The organism is Flavobacterium sp. W1B, assembly GCF_047344965.1.
In the GTDB taxonomy this organism is placed as follows: domain Bacteria; phylum Bacteroidota; class Bacteroidia; order Flavobacteriales; family Flavobacteriaceae; genus Flavobacterium.
The window spans coordinates 2,035,312-2,054,381 of the sequence record NZ_CP178845.1 but is presented as its reverse complement, the minus strand read 5'-3'; the positions used below and the strand labels follow the sequence as shown (position 1 = coordinate 2,054,381).

Annotated in this window: 16 protein-coding genes; 5 read left to right on the top strand and 11 right to left on the bottom strand. The window is 35.7% G+C overall.

Features of this window, described 5'->3' with window-relative positions:
• The first annotated feature begins 30 nt into the window (after positions 1-30).
• From ACMDB5_RS08900 to nagA, 5 genes are all read left to right on the top strand, one after another.
• A complete protein-coding gene (locus ACMDB5_RS08900; protein WP_413997912.1) occupies positions 31-1,164 on the top strand; it encodes a galactose oxidase in 1,134 nt (377 codons plus the stop codon).
• Positions 1,165-1,239: 75 nt separating this feature from the next.
• Positions 1,240-2,484, top strand: coding sequence for an MFS transporter (locus tag ACMDB5_RS08895; RefSeq protein ID WP_413997911.1), 1,245 nt, complete (start codon positions 1,240-1,242; stop codon positions 2,482-2,484).
• Positions 2,485-2,676: 192 nt separating this feature from the next.
• Positions 2,677-3,861 carry an AGE family epimerase/isomerase gene (locus ACMDB5_RS08890; protein ID WP_413997910.1) on the top strand — a complete coding sequence of 395 codons (1,185 nt, stop codon included), beginning with the start codon at positions 2,677-2,679 and terminating at the stop codon, positions 3,859-3,861.
• 139 nt (positions 3,862-4,000) lie between these two features.
• Positions 4,001-5,146, top strand: coding sequence for a sialidase family protein (locus ACMDB5_RS08885; RefSeq protein ID WP_413997909.1), 1,146 nt, complete (start codon positions 4,001-4,003; stop codon positions 5,144-5,146).
• Between the two features lie 264 nt (positions 5,147-5,410).
• The gene (gene nagA, locus ACMDB5_RS08880) at positions 5,411-6,529 is read left to right on the top strand and encodes an N-acetylglucosamine-6-phosphate deacetylase (protein ID WP_413997908.1); all 1,119 of its coding nucleotides are present in this window, start codon (positions 5,411-5,413) and stop codon (positions 6,527-6,529) included.
• A 120-nt stretch (positions 6,530-6,649) separates the two neighbouring features.
• On the opposite strand, the gene ACMDB5_RS08875 is transcribed toward nagA, so the two are convergent.
• From ACMDB5_RS08875 to ACMDB5_RS08825, 11 genes are all read right to left on the bottom strand, one after another.
• Complete coding sequence (locus ACMDB5_RS08875) at positions 6,650-7,171, bottom strand: DUF4833 domain-containing protein (RefSeq protein WP_413997907.1); 522 nt, start codon at positions 7,169-7,171, stop codon at positions 6,650-6,652.
• A gap of 87 nt (positions 7,172-7,258) precedes the next feature.
• Entirely contained in the window at positions 7,259-7,651 is a 393-nt protein-coding gene (locus ACMDB5_RS08870) for an OsmC family protein (protein WP_413997906.1), read from the bottom strand.
• Between the two features lie 3 nt (positions 7,652-7,654).
• A complete protein-coding gene (locus ACMDB5_RS08865; RefSeq protein WP_413997905.1) occupies positions 7,655-8,536 on the bottom strand; it encodes a pirin family protein in 882 nt (293 codons plus the stop codon).
• 17 nt (positions 8,537-8,553) lie between these two features.
• Complete coding sequence (locus tag ACMDB5_RS08860; RefSeq protein WP_413997904.1) at positions 8,554-9,432, bottom strand: pirin family protein; 879 nt, start codon at positions 9,430-9,432, stop codon at positions 8,554-8,556.
• A gap of 212 nt (positions 9,433-9,644) precedes the next feature.
• On the bottom strand, positions 9,645-11,309 hold the full coding sequence (locus tag ACMDB5_RS08855; protein ID WP_413997903.1) for a sodium/sugar symporter: 1,665 nt from the start codon (positions 11,307-11,309) through the stop codon (positions 9,645-9,647).
• Positions 11,310-11,482: 173 nt separating this feature from the next.
• Positions 11,483-12,496, bottom strand: a complete 1,014-nt coding sequence (gene galE, locus ACMDB5_RS08850) for a UDP-glucose 4-epimerase GalE (RefSeq protein WP_413997902.1) — start codon at positions 12,494-12,496, stop codon at positions 11,483-11,485.
• An 81-nt stretch (positions 12,497-12,577) separates the two neighbouring features.
• Entirely contained in the window at positions 12,578-13,630 is a 1,053-nt protein-coding gene (gene galT / locus ACMDB5_RS08845; protein WP_413997901.1) for a galactose-1-phosphate uridylyltransferase, read from the bottom strand.
• Positions 13,631-14,800, bottom strand: a complete 1,170-nt coding sequence (gene galK, locus ACMDB5_RS08840; RefSeq protein ID WP_413997900.1) for a galactokinase — start codon at positions 14,798-14,800, stop codon at positions 13,631-13,633.
• A gap of 59 nt (positions 14,801-14,859) precedes the next feature.
• Positions 14,860-15,870: an aldose epimerase family protein gene (locus ACMDB5_RS08835; RefSeq protein ID WP_413997899.1), complete on the bottom strand. Its 1,011-nt coding sequence runs from the start codon at positions 15,868-15,870 to the stop codon at positions 14,860-14,862.
• A 333-nt stretch (positions 15,871-16,203) separates the two neighbouring features.
• Positions 16,204-17,580, bottom strand: a complete 1,377-nt coding sequence (locus tag ACMDB5_RS08830) for a Gfo/Idh/MocA family protein (protein WP_413997898.1) — start codon at positions 17,578-17,580, stop codon at positions 16,204-16,206.
• Positions 17,581-17,681: 101 nt separating this feature from the next.
• Complete coding sequence (locus ACMDB5_RS08825) at positions 17,682-19,010, bottom strand: DUF3472 domain-containing protein (protein WP_413997897.1); 1,329 nt, start codon at positions 19,008-19,010, stop codon at positions 17,682-17,684.
• Positions 19,011-19,070: the final 60 nt, after the last annotated feature.

The window sequence follows — 19,070 nt, the reverse complement described above, 5'->3', positions numbered from 1 at the left end:
ATTTTTTCTTTAATTTTTATATCCCTTATTATGTCAACAACTGATGCCTTTTCTCAAAAAAAAGATGTAGACCATGTTGAATGGAAAACAGCAGCCCAATTACAAAATGAAGACGGCAGTCTTTCATTAGGCTTCGCAGGAGCTATTAATGGAATAAGTAATGACGTTTTACTTGTAACTGGTGGTGCAAATTTCCCTGATAAAATGCCTTGGGAAGGAGGAAAAAAGAACTATTCAAAAGTAATTCATGTATTACAAAAATGTGACAATCAATTTACTTGGATAAAAAAAGTAAAAAGCGTCTTACCGGAACCTATTGCCTATTGTGGAACTACATCAACAGATTTAGGCGTGGTATATGTAGGCGGAGAAAATGAAAATGGCCTTTCGAATAAATCGTTTCTATTAAAATGGAATTCAACCAAAAAAGAGGTTGAGACAAAATCTTTACCGGATTTTCCTTTAGCCATTACAAATATAGCGCTTACCCACATTGGCAATGTTGTTTACGCAGTTGGCGGTGATGAAGCGAAACAATCATCCGACTTCTTTGCAAGTCTTGATTTGAATGATGCAAATCCACAATGGAAATCATTACCCAAATTACCTTTGGCTTTAGCCAATTCGGTTGTAATTGCCCAAAAAGGAAAAAACGGAACTAACATTTATGTTGTAGGCGGAAGAACAAAAACCGATTCAGGAATAAGCGATTTACACAAAACTACTTTTGTTTTTGATGTAAAAAAACAAAAGTGGGAAAGTGCCGCAACAATATCCGATGGAAAAAACAGCACTAACTTTTCTGCAGGAGCCGGAGTTGCCATTGGATCCCATTCTGTTTTAATTATTGGTGGAGACAATGGCGTAATTTTTCATCAAATTGAAACCTATCTATCCCAAATTGCTCAAGTAGAATCTCCTGAAGAGAAAGCGGACCTCATCGCCAAAAAGAATAAATTAGTGACAAATCATCCCGGATTCTATAATGGAATCTTATTATACAATACGTTAACGGACAAATGGTCAAAAATAGGCGAATTGCCTTTTCTGCCGCATGTTACTACTCCGGCTGTATTATGGGATAAAAAAATAATTCTATCAAACGGAGAGATAAAACCCGGAATTCGCACTCCTGATGTAATGTTAGGTAAGATCAAAAAATAAAACAAATAGAACAGTTTAAAATCTGTTGTTTCTTTCCAAAACAGCAGGCTAAAAACTAAAAAAGCAAATCAAAACATGAAAGAATCAAAACATTATCCTTGGATAGTCGTGGGCTTACTATGGATTGTCGCCTTGTTAAATTACATGGACAGACAAATGTTAGCAACCATGCGTCCGTCAATGGAAACCGATATTCCTGAATTAGTTTCGGGCGAGAATTTTGGACGACTGATGGCTATATTTCTTTGGATTTATGCCTTAATGAGCCCCGTATCAGGAATTATTGCCGACAAATTGAATAGGAAATGGTTAATTGTAGGTAGCCTTTTTGTTTGGTCGGCAGTAACTTACGCCATGGGATTAGCAACAACTTATAATCAGGTGTACTGGTTAAGAGCCCTTATGGGAGTTAGTGAAGCCTTATACATACCCGCTGGTTTGTCCCTTATAGCCGATTATCATCAACAAAAAACAAGATCACTTGCCATTGGTATCCACATGACAGGATTATATATGGGTTCGGCAATCGGAGGTTTTGGTGCTACCATAGCTGCTTCTTTTTCTTGGCATACCACTTTTCATTATTTTGGGTTAATCGGAATCGTATATTCCGGAGTTTTAGTTTTTCTTTTGAAAGAGAAAAAAAGTACAGAAGTGGAAACAAATGAGAACATTTCATTAACAAAAAAAGGGAAAGAATCCTTGTTCAAAGGGCTGGGAATTTTATTCACCAACATGTCTTTTTGGATTATCTTATTCTATTTTGCCATACCAAGTTTACCGGGTTGGGCTACCAAAAACTGGCTACCTACCCTATTTTCTCAAAACCTAAGCATTCCTATGGAACAAGCAGGACCTTTGGCTACCATAACTATATCATTCTCCTCCTTTTTGGGAGTAATTTTTGGAGGGATATTATCCGATAAATGGGTTCAAAAAAACATTAAGGGCAGAGTTTATACCAGCGCAATTGGTCTGGGATTGACTATTCCTGCTCTATTACTTATTGGTTTTGGTCATTCGTTATTTAATGTTGTTGGAGCTGCGCTTTGTTTCGGAATTGGTTATGGTATGTTTGACGCCAACAATATGCCTATTCTTTGCCAATTTGTATCATCAAAATACAGAGCAACAGCCTATGGAATTTTAAATATGATTGGAGTTGGATGTGGAGCTTTGGTCACTTCTCTATTAGGAAAATATTCTGATAGTGGCACTTTGGGTAATGGATTTGCATTGATGGCATCTATTGTCTTAGTCGCATTAATTGTTCAGATTAGTTTTTTACGACCTAAAGTAAATGATTTTGTAGATGCTTAATATTTGATCCACAAAATCAAATATTAATTTATAAATCTTCTAAATGAAGCCGGCTTGGCCTGTTCTACTTTTAAATTAGAACTCAATCAAAACAATAAAAATTAATAGGCATTCGAAAGGATGCCTCAATAAAAATAAATAAAATTAAGCAGGTAGGTGTTTTAAAAACCTACTTAAAAATACTTCTAAAAAATGAATTATTCAACGACAGATCTCCAAGACTTAAAAGAGTTTTATCAGAATCAATTACTAAATGACACGGTGCCATTTTGGTTCCCACGCTCTGTAGACACTCAATTTGGTGGCTATTTATTAATGCGGGATCAAGATGGAAGTCTACTAGATGACGATAAAGCGGTATGGATTCAAGGTCGTGCCGCCTGGCTTTTGTCAACACTTTACAACACTGTAGAGCCTAAACAAGAATGGTTAGATGGTGCTAAGTCAGGAATTGATTTTTTAAACAAGCATTGTTTCGACACTGATGGACAAATGTTCTTTCATGTAACCCGTGACGGACAACCAATACGCAAACGTCGTTATTATTTCTCCGAAACATTTGCGGTTATCGCAATGGCTTCGTACGCCAAAGCAAGCGGTGATGAGGCTGCTGCCGAAAAAGCCCGTTATTTGTTCGGAAAATGTATTGAATATTCGAGTACACCGGGTTTATTGCAACCCAAATTTACTTCAACTCGTCCGACAAAAGGAATTGGAGCACCAATGATCATGATGAACACGGCGCAACAATTAAGGGAAACCATAGGTGATCCACGTTGTGACGAATGGATTGATAAATGGATCAGCGAAATTGAAACCTATTTTGTCAAAGACGATATCAAATGCGTGATGGAACAAGTAGCGCCTGATGGTTCAATTATAGACCATATTGACGGACGCACCCTGAATCCAGGACACGCCATAGAAGGTGCTTGGTTTATTTTGCATGAAGCGAAATACAGAAACAATGATCCCCGATTGATTGAACTGGGATGTAAAATGCTAGACTATATGTGGGAACGCGGTTGGGATAAAGAACATGGCGGAATCTTATATTTCCGTGATGTGTACGACAAACCTGTACAAGAATACTGGCAAGATATGAAGTTTTGGTGGCCACACAACGAGGTAATTATCGCCACACTCCTTGCCTACACGATGACTGGCGACGAGAAATACGCAAAATGGCACAAAATGGTTCATGATTATGCCTACAGCAAATTTCATGATAAAGAAAATGGAGAATGGTTTGGATATTTACATAAAGACGGAACTATTGCCCAAACAGCAAAAGGGAATATGTTTAAAGGTCCCTTTCATTTGCCAAGACAAGAATGGTATTGTCTTCAAATTTTGAATGAACATTTGAATAAATAATCAAAATATAGGATGAAAACTACCTAAAAAAAATTTCTGACTTTTCAGTATATTGAAACAAAATATACCAAAAACCATTTTTAATATTAATTTCATCCAATAACCAAAAAACACACAATAACATTAATTTATTTTTACCATGAAAAAAATTTTCACCTCGTTAATATTAATTACTGTAATGAGCCTTTCAGCTCAAAATAAAACACATCAAATAGCCGAAGGTGTCATTAGTCATCAGGATCTATTCAATACATCAATGGTTGAAGGAGTGAACTGTTTCAGAATTCCTGCAATTGTTACAGCTCCAAACGGTGATCTTATTGCCGCGATTGATGAGCGCGTTCCTAACTGCGGTGATTTAAACCGAAGCGGTGATATTAATATTGTTGTGAGACGAAGTGCTGACAATGGTAAGACTTGGTCTGGAATTGAAACGGTAGTTAATTTTCCATTGGGACTATCAGCTTCAGATCCTTCTATGATTGTAGATAGAGATACTAAAGAAATCATTCTTTTTTATAATTACATGGATTTTGAAAAAGAAAGAGACATTTATTATCTACACGTAGTTAAAAGCAAGGACAACGGAAAAACTTGGAGTAAACCAGAAGACATTACAAGCCAAATTGCAAAACCAGAATGGCATAAAGACTTTAAATTCATCACCTCAGGTCGCGGAATTCAAACTAGAGACGGGAAACTTTTACATACTTTAGTGAATCTAAGTAAAGGTTTATTCATTTTCGGAAGTGATGACCATGGTAAAACTTGGTACTTTATTGATACGCCAATTAAACCGGCAGATGAATCTAAAATTATCGAATTAGCCGACGGAAGTTGGATGGTTAATGCAAGAGTGAACGGTGGAAAAATGCGTTATGTACATACTTCATCAGATAAAGGAAAATCATGGACAACTAAGCCAGAGCCTGCGCTGATAGATCCAAGTTGTAATGCTAGCATTATTAGATACACTGCAAAAGCGGATGGTTATGATAAAGACCGAATCATTTTCTCGAATGCAAAAATGGAAAAAGGGCGTATGAATTTGAATGTTCGTATCAGTTATGACGAAGGTAAAACATGGTCAGAAGGAAAAACTATTTATCCGGGAAGTTCAGCCTATTCTTCGCTTACTGTATTAAAGAATGGAGATATCGCCGTGTTTTTTGAAAAAGATGAACATACCAAAAATGAGTTTGTAAGCTTTTCTTTGAAATGGTTAACTGACGGAAAGGACAAATTCAAAAAAGCCTCCAAAAAAAGAAAATCAAATAATAAATAAAAATTATTAACCCTCTACGAATTCAGTATTCCTAGAGGGTTTTAATTTAAAAAACCTGAGTTACGATTAATATACATTGAAATAAAACAGCTGATTTTCAATTTAAAAAACATCTTTTAGTTTTCTGTAAGGTCTTTTTTGACCTTGTAGATATTAATTTAAAGTATTTTAGCATCTATGATCTTTTGGAAACCTAGCAGAAGAACCACAACTGATATAAAATGAATAACCGAACTCAGGTTAATACCATATAAACCTTTAAAAATGAAACAAGCTATCGTTAACGCCACCGTTCACACTGGAGATGAAATAATCGAAAAGGCTGTCGTAATTATAGAAAACGGACAAATCATTTCGGTTCAAAAAGAAATTCCGTCTGCAATTCAACAAATTGATTTAAAAGGTAAAAACCTTGCTCCGGGATTTATTGATATTCAAATCAACGGGGGTGAAAAATATTTTTTCAGCGAATTCCCTACTGAAGAAACCATTCAGGACATTTACCAATCCAGCCTAAAATACGGCACCACTAATACATTACCAACTCTAGTGTCCTCCTCTAATGAAACGATTCTCCAAGGAATTGAAGCCACTCGTAACTACATGAGCAAACACAACAATGGCGTCTTAGGAATGCATTTAGAAGGTCCGTTTTTAAACCCAAAAAAAAGAGGGGCACACAGCTCGGCTATAGTAAGAAAACCAACTAATGCTGAATTAGAGGAAATCATCCGTTATGGAAAAGATACCATCAAAATCATCACTATTGCACCCGAATGTTTTACTGATGAGCAAATCGATATGCTATTAGAAAGCGGAATTAACATCTCGGCCGGACATTCTGAAATGACTTATAAGCAAGCCCAATATTATTTTTCAAAAGGTATCAAGTTAGTCACTCATTTATTTAATGCGATGAGTCAATTCCGCCATCGAGAACCCGGATTGGTTGGAGCCACTTTTGAAAATGAAAACGTATATGCGCCTATTATTTTGGACGGTGCCCATTGTGATTATGCAGCGGCAAGGATAGCGTACAAATTAAAGAAAGACAAGTTTTTCTTAATAAGTGATGCGGCATTCTTAGGAAAAAAAGTCACTAATTTCAAATGGGAAAATTTTGATGCCCATCTGGAAAATGGTTTTTACAGAAACCAGGAAGGCAATTTAGCCGGCGCCAGTATATCAATGATTGATGCGGTTCAAAACGCTTTTAAACATCTGAATGTTTCCGCCGAAGAAGCGATAAAAATGGCTACTAGTCGTGTAGCAAGTGCCATAAATATGGAAAACGAAATTGGAAAAATAAAACCCGGATTTCCGACAAGTTTCGTTCAGTTTAATGATGATTTATCAGAAATTCAAACTTTAATCGTCAACTAAAATAGACTTTATAATAAATCAACTCTGCCATATAAATACAAACAAAACTCCATAGATCTTACCGATTTATGGAGTTTTTATTTTGGGATTAATTTAAGTAAATCCTGTTATAATTGAAATTTACAGGAGATATTTCTCCGAAATATTTTCGCCCGCTGTATTTTTACCAAAGAATAAAATACAATCCAGTTTCACTTTAAAACCGGAAGATTTCTTGTTGGATTGCAAAAACATTCGGTCCAAAATCATTTTTTTTCCATTGATTGTAGTTTCCACATAAGCCTTAGCTTTCTTATCAACTCTGAGATATAATTTTTGTTTTGGATAAGAAACCAAACTCAGTTCATATTGATTTTGACCAACTTTTTTGGTATTGAGTCCGTAAGCCAATTTTTGCTGAGTCTTTGTCAATTCTTTTTTCACTCCGCCTTCCGTATAAACGATTCTATAAATACTAACTGGTTCTGAATCACTCAAAAAAGTGGTTTCAATAAAATTAGCGTCATAAACATAGGTATTGTGATTCTGGCCATGCTGAATATAGAACAATCTGTTTTCGGCAGCGGGCGGAATTGGATAATCTTTTTGGGCAGACACGACGCTCACCAATAGTAACTGAAAAAATAAAAATAACTTTTTCATGGCTTTTTATTGAAGTTATTGTTACTTACAAATTTAGTCATTATTCCATTTAAAACTCCTATCTCGCCAACTAATGAAGCTGCCTTTTTATTTTAGGAAAGTTTCAATTTCAACAGGATTAGAAAGAATTTTATGAACAGGACAGCTGTTTGCCACCCTTAAAAGTCTTTCGCGTTGTTTCTGATCTAAATCTCCAAAGAGTTCAACATTTCGCGTTATATTTGATTTTAAAGCAATATCATCCCAATTCAATGTAACTTCAACTTTTATATCCGTTAAGTTCCAACCTTTATAATCGGCATAAATTTTTACTGTTGCCGAAGTACAGGCACCTAATGCAGAAGCCAGCAGTTCCTTGGGACTAAATCCTAAATCTTTACCTCCTTTTTCTACAGGTTCATCGGCAATTATGGTATTGGTAGCCGATTTGATTTCGATTTTGTATTTTTCCTGACCAAGATGCGTTTTTATCTTTTCCATAATTTAAAATTTAGTTGGTGCTGGTAAAGGAACAAATCCGGTCTCTCCGGGAATTTCAGGAAATGTTTGCTGAATCCATCTTTCTTTTGCTTCTTCTATAATGGCTTTATCTGTGGCGACAAAGTTCCAGTAAATAAAACGTTCCTCGGGGAAAGCTTCGCCTCCAAAAATATAAACGGTAGAATTCTCATCCATTTCAAATTCGCAGAGCGTACTTTCTTTGGCAACTAAAATTTGTTTTTCACCAAAAGTGGTTCCCTCGCTTTTAATGCTTCCTTCCAGAACATACAAGGCACCTTCGCCAAATAAATCCTTGCCGATATTCACTTTTTGGCTTGCTGTATTCTTAATTTCAATAAAATATAACGGACTATAAGTAGGCACGCCGGATTTTTTCCCGAAAGCTTCTCCGGCAATCAATTTAAACGAAAGACCATTTTCTGTCCAATGGGGAATATCTTTTTCCTCGATATGAACAAAAGAAGGTTCCATTTTTTCCAATTCCATTGGCAACGCTACCCAAATTTGCAAGCCATGAAGCATTTTCTCCGAAGTCCGCAAATATTCAGGGGTTCTTTCAGAATGCACGATGCCTTTTCCTGCCGTCATCCAGTTTACGGCTCCGGGTTTAATTTCAATCTCGTTCCCAAGGCTATCTCGGTGCATGATACTTCCTTCAAAAAGATAAGTAAGCGTGGAAAGACCAATATGCGGATGCGGGCCCACATCCAGATTTTGATAATTCGATAAATGCGCCGGTCCCATGTGGTCGAGAAAAACAAACGGTCCAACGGCTCGTTTTTGTCGAAACGGTAGCAAACGCCCAACGAGAAAATTACCGATATCGGCTGCGCGTTCTTCTATTATTAATTGAATATTTGACATTTTATATCTTTTAAAAATTAATCTTCCAAATAACCAAATTTCCCCGAATTCACATCGTCAATTGCCTGAATGATTTCCTCACGCGTATTCATTACAAACGGACCATGGGCAAAAATAGGCTCATCAATTGGTTCACCGCTTAACACTAGAACAGTGGCATTTTCCATTGCTTCTATACTGAATTCTTCGCCTTCATTCTTAAACAACGCAAAATGATCGGTTGGAACAAGCTCGGCATCATTTACTTTAATACTACCTTCAATCAACAATAAAGCGGTATTGAAATTAGCCGGAAAAGAAAAACTTGCTTTTCCGCCTTTGTTTAGTTTAGTATTTTGCAAATGAACCGGTGTAAACGTCGAAGCAGCGCCTTTGGTTTCCTTATAATTTCCGGCGATTACTTCAATAATTCCTGCATTTTCAGGAAGAATAAATTTACTGATTTTTTCGTTTGTAATTCCCTGGTATTTCGGCGAACTCATTTTGTCTTTTGCTGGCAAATTGACCCACAGCTGCACCATCTGAAATTCGCCACCAGTTTTGCTGAATTCGGCTTCATGAAATTCTTTGTGCAAAACTCCAGATGCTGCCGTCATCCATTGCACATCGCCCTCGCCAATAATCCCGCCGCCGCCGGCACTGTCATGATGGGCAACTTTTCCTTTGTAGGCAATTGTCACGGTTTCAAAACCACGATGCGGATGCACTCCTACCCCTTTTGGAATCTCAGAAGGCGGAAAATGGTATTTGGAGTTATAATCCATCATGATAAACGGGCTCATTCGTTTCATATCTAAGCCATGAACACTCGGAATAAAGTTATGTACCCGAAATCCATCTCCAACAAAATGAGGCGTTTGTGGAGCAACAATTAATTCTATATTTTTAGTTTTCATAGTAATGCTTTTTAGTTTAACAAATTTACGATTCTTAAAAAGGAAAAAACTTAATCTGTGTTAAGAAATGAATCAAATCAATTGCAATAGAATATTGACCATATTAATTCTAAAAAAAAGCAAAACAGACCTCTTCCGCAGATGCGAGAACTCCAAAAAAAAAGTGCGATTAAAAGAATTTAATCGCACTTTTTTACTTGAACTAATTTAAATTATTTCCAAAAAACAGCATAAACTACCACAAGAATTATCATTATTGCAAACGAGCAAATATTAAAAAGCGGGCTTGTTTTGAACAATTCTTTCTTCAATGGAATTCCTTTTGCGTCATCAGCTCCTTTATTTTGGAACAAACTTAAAACAATGATCAATATCATCGTCAAAACCGCAGTATAACCCATTTGGTCCATCCAAGGCAGTGTTGGGAAAATGGATTCGAAACCACTTCCTACAGCCCATGATTTAGGGCCTACCTTGAAAAACATAGCGATTGGAATAGAGAACAATGCACCCAAAATAGCGGCTTTGTTTGTCGTTTTTTTCCAAAAAAGACCTAATATAAATACTGCCAAAATACCAGGACTCACGATACCCGTATATTCTTGGATGAATTGAAATGCTTGATCTATTCCTCCTAAAAGTGGTGCCATAATTACGGCAATCAACAATGCGATACCAGCTGAAAGACGACCAACATTTACGGTTGTTTTATCACTAGCATTTTTATTAATGTACTGCTTGTAAATGTCCATTGTAAAGATCGTTGAAGTTGAGTTCAACATCGAAGCCAATGAAGATACAATTGCCGCTGCCAAAGCAGCAAAAGCTAATCCTTTTAAGCCCGCAGGCAAGAAATGCAATAGCCATGGATACGCTCTATCAGCCGTACCAACACCTGGTAAGTTCTCTAATCCAGAAACACCTAAACGAGCCATAATTGCAGGATCATTTACCATTACATAAGCTGCTATACCAGGAATCACAACGATCAATGGAATAATCAGTTTTAAGAAACCAGCCAATAATATTCCTTTTTGGGCCTCAGCCAAAGATTTAGCCGCCAAAGTTCTTTGAATAATATATTGGTTGAAACCCCAATAATAGATATTTGCAACCCATAATCCACCAACCAATACTCCAATTCCTGGAAGATTCATATATTCTGGATTGGTTTCATCTAGAATCATAACAAAACGTTCCGGTGCAGCCTCGTAAATTACTTTTAATCCCTCTATCATTCCCGCACCATCAGATACCGTATTTAAGGCTAAATAAGTTGTTACTAATCCTCCAAGGACTAAGAACACAACTTGGATAACATCTGTCCAAGCAACGGCAGATAATCCTCCGTATAGAGAATATGCTGCTGAAAAAAGAGCCAATCCAATAACTGCATACATCATATCGACACCTAGAATGGTTTCTATGGCTAAACCTCCTAAATATAAAACAGTGGTTAGATTCACAAAAACATATAAAGCGATCCAAAAAACAGCCAAAATTGTTTTAAGATTAGTCGAGAATCTTTTTTCTACAAATTCCGGAATAGTATAAATACCTTTTTCAATGAAAATAGGCAGAAAGTATTTTCCAACGATAATCAATGTAAAAGCAGCCATCCACTCATAAGAAGCAATAGCTAATCCTAAAGCAAAACCAGAACCGGACATACCGATGAATTGTTCTGCAGAAATATTTGCGGCTATCAATGAAGAGCCAATTGCCCACCAAGGCAAAGATTTACTGGCAAGAAAATAGTCTTCGGCATTTCTTTGATGACCTTCCTTCTCTCGAGAAACCCACAATCCAACACCTAAAATCAGCACGGCATATGCTGCAAAAACCAAGTAATCAATAAATCCAAAATGTGTTTCCATGCTTTTTAGCTTATAATGTTTATTTAATTATTATTTTAATTATAAAGTACCACAACCAAACGATAGCCTTTCTACTTTTGATAAACCTTGGCCTTTTTCAAGCCGAAAAGTACAAATAGAAATATAGATTCTCGTTCTATGGGCAACTTTATTTTCATTCAGATTAATGATTCTTATCCTCTAATCTTTTGTTCCCATTTCCAAGCACTTGCTATCGATTCTTCCAAAGTAGATTTGGCTTTCCATCCCAAAATCTTGTTTGCTTTATCCGTATTGGCATAAGCTTCAGTAATATCACCTTCTCTACGAGGAACAATCTTATAAGGCAGTTTTTTACCGCTTACTTTCTCAAAAGCGTGAATTACTTCTAAAACAGAACTTCCTTTACCCGTACCCAGATTAAAAGTTTCAACCTTAGTCTCATTCTTTTTGTTTACCAATCTTTGCAAAGCAATAACGTGCGCTTTAGCCAAATCGACCACATGAATGTAATCGCGAACCGCCGTTCCATCAGCAGTAGGATAATCATCTCCATAAACCGATAAAACATCACGCAGACCAAAACCTGTTTGGGTAATAAATGGCACCAAGTTTTGCGGAACTCCAATAGGCAATTCTCCTATTTCGGCCGAAGGATGTGAACCAACCGGATTAAAGTAACGCAATAAAATAGCATTAATGCTACTCACTTTGGCTACATCGGTAATAATCTCTTCACCAATTTGTTTGGTATTTCCATAAGGAGACATTGCTGTTTGAATGGATGCATTCTCGGTGATAGGCATTGTTTCGGCCTGACCATAAACGGTGCAAGAAGAACTAAAAATAAAACTAGCATCTTCTTTCTTCTCCAATTCCTGAAGCAAATACACTAACGCATTGATATTGTTTTCATAATACAACAATGGATTTTCAACACTTTCACCAACCGCTTTTGAAGCAGCAAAATGAATAACACCTTTTACATCTTGATATTTTGCAAAAAAGTCTTGAACCGATTTTTTATCTCTTAAATCTAATTTTTCAAAAATAGGCATCGTACCCGTGATGGCTACAATCCCTTTTAAAACTTCTTCAGAAGAATTAGAAAGATTATCGATAATTATAACTTCAAAACCTTCATTTTGCAATTCAACAACCGTATGGGAACCAATGAAACCTAAACCTCCTGTAACTAATATTCTCATAATTTGTTTTTTAATTTATATAAATGCCTATCACGGATTCCTTTTTAATAAGAAAACCACACGACTTAAATCAGCATCAATTTATTTTTGATCTTTATAATGAATCTCGGATTGAGATCTTAGCAATTCGGCACTCTTTTCGGGTGTAATATCCCTTTGCGATTCGCCCATCATTTCATAACCAACCATGAATTTCTTAACGGTTGCCGAGCGCAATAAAGGCGGATAAAAATGCATGTGAAATTGCCATTCCGGATGCAACTCTCCATCTGTTGGCGCTTGATGAATTCCTGAAGAATACGGAAATGAAGTCTCAAAAAGATTGTCATATTTTATGGTCAATTGCTTCAAAATTTTTGCAAATCCGGTTACTTCCGCTTCGCTAAAATCAGTGATTTTTTCAATATGACGCTTGCTGATTATCATGGTTTCAAAAGGCCAAATTGCCCAAAAAGGAACCAATGCCACAAAATGCTCATTTTCGATAACAATACGCTCTTTTAGATTTAATTCTTGCTGTAAATAATCCAATAAAAGATTGGTCTTATGTTTATCAAAATAAGCCTTTAGATTATTCTGGGTTTTTTCCACTTCGGTTGGCAATGATGATTGTGCCCATATTTGCCCGTGTGGATGCGGATTACTGCAGCCCATTACACTTCCTTTATTTTCAAAAATCTGAACGTGATTAATGTAATCTATCTTACCCAAATCGGTATATTCTCTTTGCCAAGTATGAATCACATCTTCGATGGAAACAACCGACATTTGAGGTAAAGTAAGATTGTGTTTTGGCGAAAAGCAAACAACTCTAGAAATTCCTCTCTCGGGTTGCGCCTTGAAAAAAGTATCCACTTTAGTATCCTCAAAAGCAATTTCTTCTTGTTTTAAAGCCGCAAAATCATTCTCAAAAACAAAACTGTTTTCGTACGAAGGATTAAGTTCTCCGTTGATACGTAGATTTCCCGGACACAAATAACAAGTTGGATCATATTCAGGCAAAGAATCAGACGGCAGTGTTTCATTTTGTCCCTGCCAAGGTCGTTTTGATCGGTGTGGAGAAACCAAAACCCATTCGTTAATTAAGGGATTATAACGTCTGTGCGGATCTTCGTTGATATCAAACTTTCTCATTTAATTCTTAGTATAAAGTGATGTTCCGTTTCCTATTTTAACATCATAGATTTTTAATTCTATTCCAAATTCTTCAAAATACAATTGGCTCAATTTATCCTTAATTTCTTCTTCATGTCCTTTTTGAATCAAGTTGATGGTGCAACCGCCAAAACCGCCACCCATTAATCTCGAACCTACAACTGCTTTTTCTGTTTTTAATGTATTTACCAAGAAATCAAGTTCGGCACAACTTACCTCATATTCTGAAGACAAACCTTCATGTGTCTCTAACATTAGCTGCCCTAAAAGCTTGATATTTCCATTGTCCAATGCTTCACAAGCTTGAGTAACTCTGCTAATTTCGTTTACAACAAAATGACTTCTTTTGAAAACATCTTCACTCATTTCATTTTTTAAACTCAAAACTTGACTTACGGTACAATCTCTGTAACTATTAACTTCCGCAAAATGGTTTTTAATAATCGTTAATCCCGTTTCACATTCTTCTCGTCTTTTATTATAAGCCGAAGTAAACAGCGAATGCGTTACATTGCTATCAAATAAAATCAACGAATAATCGCTGAAATCTGCTTCATGATATTCGTATTCTAATGTTTTGCAATCAATTTTTATAACTTTATTCTCAACTCCCATAACACTAGAGAACTGGTCCATAATACCACAATTGATTCCAACCCAATGCTCTGATTTTTGTCCCATAAGGGCAATATCTATTGGTTTTATGTTTAAATTAAAAAGCTCGTTTATCCCAAATAAAAAACCGCATTCTAAGGCTGCTGATGAAGATAAACCGGAACCAATAGGGATATTGCTGCTAAAAACACAGTCGAAACCTTTAAATTCAAAACCATTTATTTTCAATTGATTGATTACACCTCGAAGGTAATTAGTCCAAACTTTTTCCTCTAACTGAGGTATTTCTGTAAGATCAATTTCAAATTCATCATCAAAATCAATGGCAATTATTCTAGAACTATTGGAATTGTTTTTCTTGAAAGCAAAACATATAATTTTATCAATTGCCGCCGGCAAAACATAGCCGTCATTATAATCTATGTGCTCACCAATTATATTTATTCTCCCTGGAGAGAGTACTACTTTTTCAGGGGATGAACCAAATGCATTTTGAAAATAGCTTGTCGTTTTATTTATTAAAACATCATTCATTATCTTGTGTTTTCTTAGTGTTTTTATTTTCTTTAATTATGATAAAAAACGAATCTGGTTTATTGAACCATTTCGAATTTATATCTGGTTTCCTGATGATAAGTTTCGCCCTTTTTCAAAACTGGACTCGGGAAATGATCCTGATTGGGAGCGTCAGGGAAGTTTTGTGTTTCAAAACATATTCCGCTTAATGAATGGTACAAAGCATCATTTTTTCCCTTTATGGAACCGCAACTTCCTCCAACATAAATATGAACTCCCGGCTGATTTGTATAGACTGTCATTTTTAAATCGTTGGCTTTATTAAAAAGTGAAGCCGCAAATTCATTTTGGTTTTCTAAAACAAAAGTATCATCAATATTAGTAGGACATTTTTTCGCTGTTCTATAATCGAAAGTCCCGTTTGCCACATCCAAAAATTTACCTGTTGGAATATTTTCATTCGTTTTCTCCAATATTTTCGAGGAATTTACAATTAAATCCTGATCGGCAATATTTGAATCATGTCCGTCTAGATTGAAATAACTGTGGTGTGTCAGGTTAACAACAGTATCTTCGCTGGTGCTTGCCTTATAATCCAAAATCAATTCGTTTTCTTCTGTCAAAGTAAAAGTTAGCGTTACCAATAAATCCCCTGGATAATTCTCCTCTTTGTCAGGACTAAAATAAGACAGACTTACCGATGGATTTTTGCCTTCTTTTACATTTTCAACTTTCCAAACTTTTTGGCTAAAATTACTAATTCCACCATGCAAGGAATGCCCATTATTATTTGTATTCAAATGAAACTTTGTCCCATTCAAACCAAATATACCTTGATTTATTCTGCCTGCAAATCTGCCAACAGTTGATCCAAAATAAGGAGCACCAGCTAATTCAAATGATTTTAAGTACGCATCTAAAGTATCAAACCCTAACACTACATCTACGAATCCGCCTCCTTTTTTAGGAATTTTCAAAGATGTTATAGTAGCTCCATAATTGATAAGCTTCAATTTCATTCCATTTTCGTTAATCAATTCAACAGAATTAACAACTTGCCCGTCAGTCAATAAACCAAATAATTCCATTATATAATTAACTTTAAATATGATATCAGCTTTAATTTTTATCTTTATTTACTAAATTCTGAAAACCAAAAGTAAAACAAAGCAACAAAAACACGGACCAGTACCTACCAGTTTTTTATGCCTAATCTTTTACAAAAAAAATATAATCTGAAATCATATTCATTCAGAACAATCTCAGTACTGCTCGAGTCAATAAAAATAGCTGTTTTATGAAATTAACCAATAAAAACAGTAAATAAAAAAAACACCATTATGAATTCATAATGGTGTTTTTATTTTTGGATTCAGAAAGAAAAACTAAAAAAGCAATTCTCCCAAACTTATGCAAAATTATTATTTAGCAAATTCTAAACCTTTAAGCTTGTTCCAACCTCCACGTGTGAAATCAGGAATTTCAACAGGTGCAGAATTATTGTCAAGTGAAATCTCAGTTAATGGAGCAAGACAAGACCATTCAGCTAAATCATAAACATCCATATCTAATGGAAGTCCTTTTTGAAGACAATAGATTAAACGGTAATCCATGATGAAATCCATGCCACCGTGACCACCTACTTTTTTCGCTTGTTCCTCGATTCCTTTAACTATAGGATGCTTGTATTTTTCCATCAAAGCTTTTTTCACTTCAGCAGGTACAAAACTATGAGCGTTTAGTTTTTCGTGGTTAGGAGCAACATCAGAACCAATTTCTTTTGCGTCTAATGCATAACCTTCTTGTGGGTATTTATTAGCAAAACCTTTAGTTCCGCTTAATTGATACATACGACTGTAAGGACGAGGTGAAGTTACATCGTGTTGAATTTGGATTGTTTTTCCTTTTTCGGTACGAATCATAGTCATTGTGTGATCTCCATTTCTGAAGTCTTTCACATCTTCGCCCGTTTTTTCTTTGATGTAAGCGGGATTTCCAACTGCTTTAGTATCCATAGAAACTAAGTAGTTCATTTTATCTCCACGGTGAATGTTTAATGCTTGTGCAGCTGGTCCCATCCCGTGCGTAGCGTATATATCCCCACGATGTTTCTTGTTGTAATCCATTCTCCAGTTATCCCAATATGCTCCCCAAAATGGTTGTAAACCGTGGATATAAGCACCTTCAGCATGAAGAATTTCTCCAAACAAACCTTGTTGAGCCATGTTTAATGTAGTCAACTCAAAGAAATCGTATACACAGTTCTCTAACATCATACAGTGCTTACGAGTTTTCTCTGAAGTATTGATAAGATCCCAGATCTCCTTCATTGTCATAGCTCCAGGAACTTCGATCGCTACGTTTTTACCATCTTTCATTGCTTGCACTCCCATTTCTGCATGGTGTTTCCAATCTGTTGCGATGTAAACAAGATCAACGTTAGGAAGAGCAGTTACTTTGCGCCAAGCATTTTCTCCAGAAAACTCTTGTGCCTTTGGAAGACCAGCTTTAACTAAAATTTCATTTGCTTTTTGCGTTCTGTCTTCTAACATATCACAAAGAGCTACAATTTCAACTCCTGGAATATGTGTCATACGCTCTACCGCTCCAGGTCCGCGCATTCCCAAACCAATAAATGCTACACGAACTGTAGGAATTGGATCAAGTGCCAAACGCAATACATCAGTTTGTCCTTTTGCCCTTTTTGGCGTTGGAGTTTTAATCATCTGGGCAGATGCACTAGCCCAGCCTAAGAATAGACAGGCTATTAGAAAAAATTTAAAAATACTACTTTTCATGTCAAATTAATTTATTTATTAAAGGTTAAAAATTAAAGTCGATAATCATTTATTGACCAGCAACTTATGTCTTTGTATATTTTTGATTGCACTTATTTAACTTAAGGCAATTTACTGAAATCTATATTAGGTTTATTATTTGTAACAGGTCTCGCAAAGGTAGCTCCCGGAACAGAATAATCATTATAGAAACCTCCGTTTTTAAGATAAAACCCATTTGAATTTAAACCTCCGGAATAATCCATTCTATAACCTTGTTTAGCTGTATTATCCACAGAGAATTTAGCGGTGTTCAATTCTTTCCAATTTCCTTTATCATCACAATACCATTGATTGTTGAATAAAACCATTCGAGAAAAATCTCCTTGTTCAGGAATAAAATTTTCTAAAAACGAATGAAAACGTTTCAAATAAGTATTGGTTTGTGGACGATTGAAACTTGCTATTAATTGCCATTGACCGATCTCTGGCGCAAAAAAATAGGCTGTATAAGTCGTAGAATTATTGCCTTGAGGAGTCCCTTTAAGCAAAAACTTATAAGTATTTCCAGTGATCCAATTGTATTTCAAATAGCTTTGACCGCCTGAACCTTCGTTACCAAATTCTCCAGTAGTCACCTTCTCTCCCTTTTTTAATAACTTTATTTTATGCGATTCAGGAATACTTTTAGGATCATCCGTGGTAAACGGGCTCCAAACTGAAAACAAAACTCTACGTTCTTTGGCTGAATTAACTTGGATACCAAAATATCCTTCACCAAAACCATTTGCCATGTAATAGGAACCAATTTTGTCTTCACCAACAGGCACAGTCAGTTCGTTATAATACCATTCGGCATTTACCGTTTCAGGAACCTGATAGTTTAAGTGTACCGATGGTCCACGTCGGCCCCAATGGTAAAAACTTCCTTCGTTATTAGGCACATAGGCAATTGTTCCATCAAAATCATTACTACTAATAGCCAAACGACTAATAGAAGGAAAGTTTTTTGCCGTTTTATTTATACCTTTAATTACAATGGCAACATAACCTTCTTTATCAATTTTCCAACTTCCTACCACAATCGCTTTTTTCTTAGAAGAAGCATCCAATTTTACTTTTTTGGAAATGTTGTTGATTGAAAATTCCAATTCTGATTTCCCTTCAATAATCACCGATTCTTCGATATTAATTTGAAAGGTTCCAGGTTTAGAAACTCTAAAATAAGTAGTGAAATACTCATCAGAATTTGTCCAATTTTCTATTCCCTTATTAGTAATAGTTCTACTCCCATCAAGGTGTTTAGAACTGTAAGCATTACCCGCTAAAGGAATTGAAATTAAAGTTTTTGGATTTTTTTTGCCAGTTACTATTTCTGTACTATCATTATTATTAGCAGAAGAAATTGTCACTGATAAAAAAGCAAAAAATAAGTAATATATTTTTTTCATTTTTTTGGGTTAATAGTTAATGGCAAAACAAAATTTATTGTTCTTTTAAAAATACCCCTT

What these genes read in the sequence shown, in the direction of transcription:
- ACMDB5_RS08900 (WP_413997912.1), top strand. Translation starts at nt 31, where the DNA reads ATGTCAACAACTGATGCCTTTTCTCAAAAAAAAGATGTAGACCATGTT.
- ACMDB5_RS08895 (WP_413997911.1), top strand. Translation starts at nt 1,240, where the DNA reads ATGAAAGAATCAAAACATTATCCTTGGATAGTCGTGGGCTTACTATGG.
- ACMDB5_RS08890 (WP_413997910.1), top strand. Translation starts at nt 2,677, where the DNA reads ATGAATTATTCAACGACAGATCTCCAAGACTTAAAAGAGTTTTATCAG.
- ACMDB5_RS08885 (WP_413997909.1), top strand. Translation starts at nt 4,001, where the DNA reads ATGAAAAAAATTTTCACCTCGTTAATATTAATTACTGTAATGAGCCTT.
- nagA (WP_413997908.1), top strand. Translation starts at nt 5,411, where the DNA reads ATGAAACAAGCTATCGTTAACGCCACCGTTCACACTGGAGATGAAATA.
- ACMDB5_RS08875 (WP_413997907.1), bottom strand. Translation starts at nt 7,171, where the DNA reads ATGAAAAAGTTATTTTTATTTTTTCAGTTACTATTGGTGAGCGTCGTG.
- ACMDB5_RS08870 (WP_413997906.1), bottom strand. Translation starts at nt 7,651, where the DNA reads ATGGAAAAGATAAAAACGCATCTTGGTCAGGAAAAATACAAAATCGAA.
- ACMDB5_RS08865 (WP_413997905.1), bottom strand. Translation starts at nt 8,536, where the DNA reads ATGTCAAATATTCAATTAATAATAGAAGAACGCGCAGCCGATATCGGT.
- ACMDB5_RS08860 (WP_413997904.1), bottom strand. Translation starts at nt 9,432, where the DNA reads ATGAAAACTAAAAATATAGAATTAATTGTTGCTCCACAAACGCCTCAT.
- ACMDB5_RS08855 (WP_413997903.1), bottom strand. Translation starts at nt 11,309, where the DNA reads ATGGAAACACATTTTGGATTTATTGATTACTTGGTTTTTGCAGCATAT.
- galE (WP_413997902.1), bottom strand. Translation starts at nt 12,496, where the DNA reads ATGAGAATATTAGTTACAGGAGGTTTAGGTTTCATTGGTTCCCATACG.
- galT (WP_413997901.1), bottom strand. Translation starts at nt 13,630, where the DNA reads ATGAGAAAGTTTGATATCAACGAAGATCCGCACAGACGTTATAATCCC.
- galK (WP_413997900.1), bottom strand. Translation starts at nt 14,800, where the DNA reads ATGAATGATGTTTTAATAAATAAAACGACAAGCTATTTTCAAAATGCA.
- ACMDB5_RS08835 (WP_413997899.1), bottom strand. Translation starts at nt 15,870, where the DNA reads ATGGAATTATTTGGTTTATTGACTGACGGGCAAGTTGTTAATTCTGTT.
- ACMDB5_RS08830 (WP_413997898.1), bottom strand. Translation starts at nt 17,580, where the DNA reads ATGAAAAGTAGTATTTTTAAATTTTTTCTAATAGCCTGTCTATTCTTA.
- ACMDB5_RS08825 (WP_413997897.1), bottom strand. Translation starts at nt 19,010, where the DNA reads ATGAAAAAAATATATTACTTATTTTTTGCTTTTTTATCAGTGACAATT.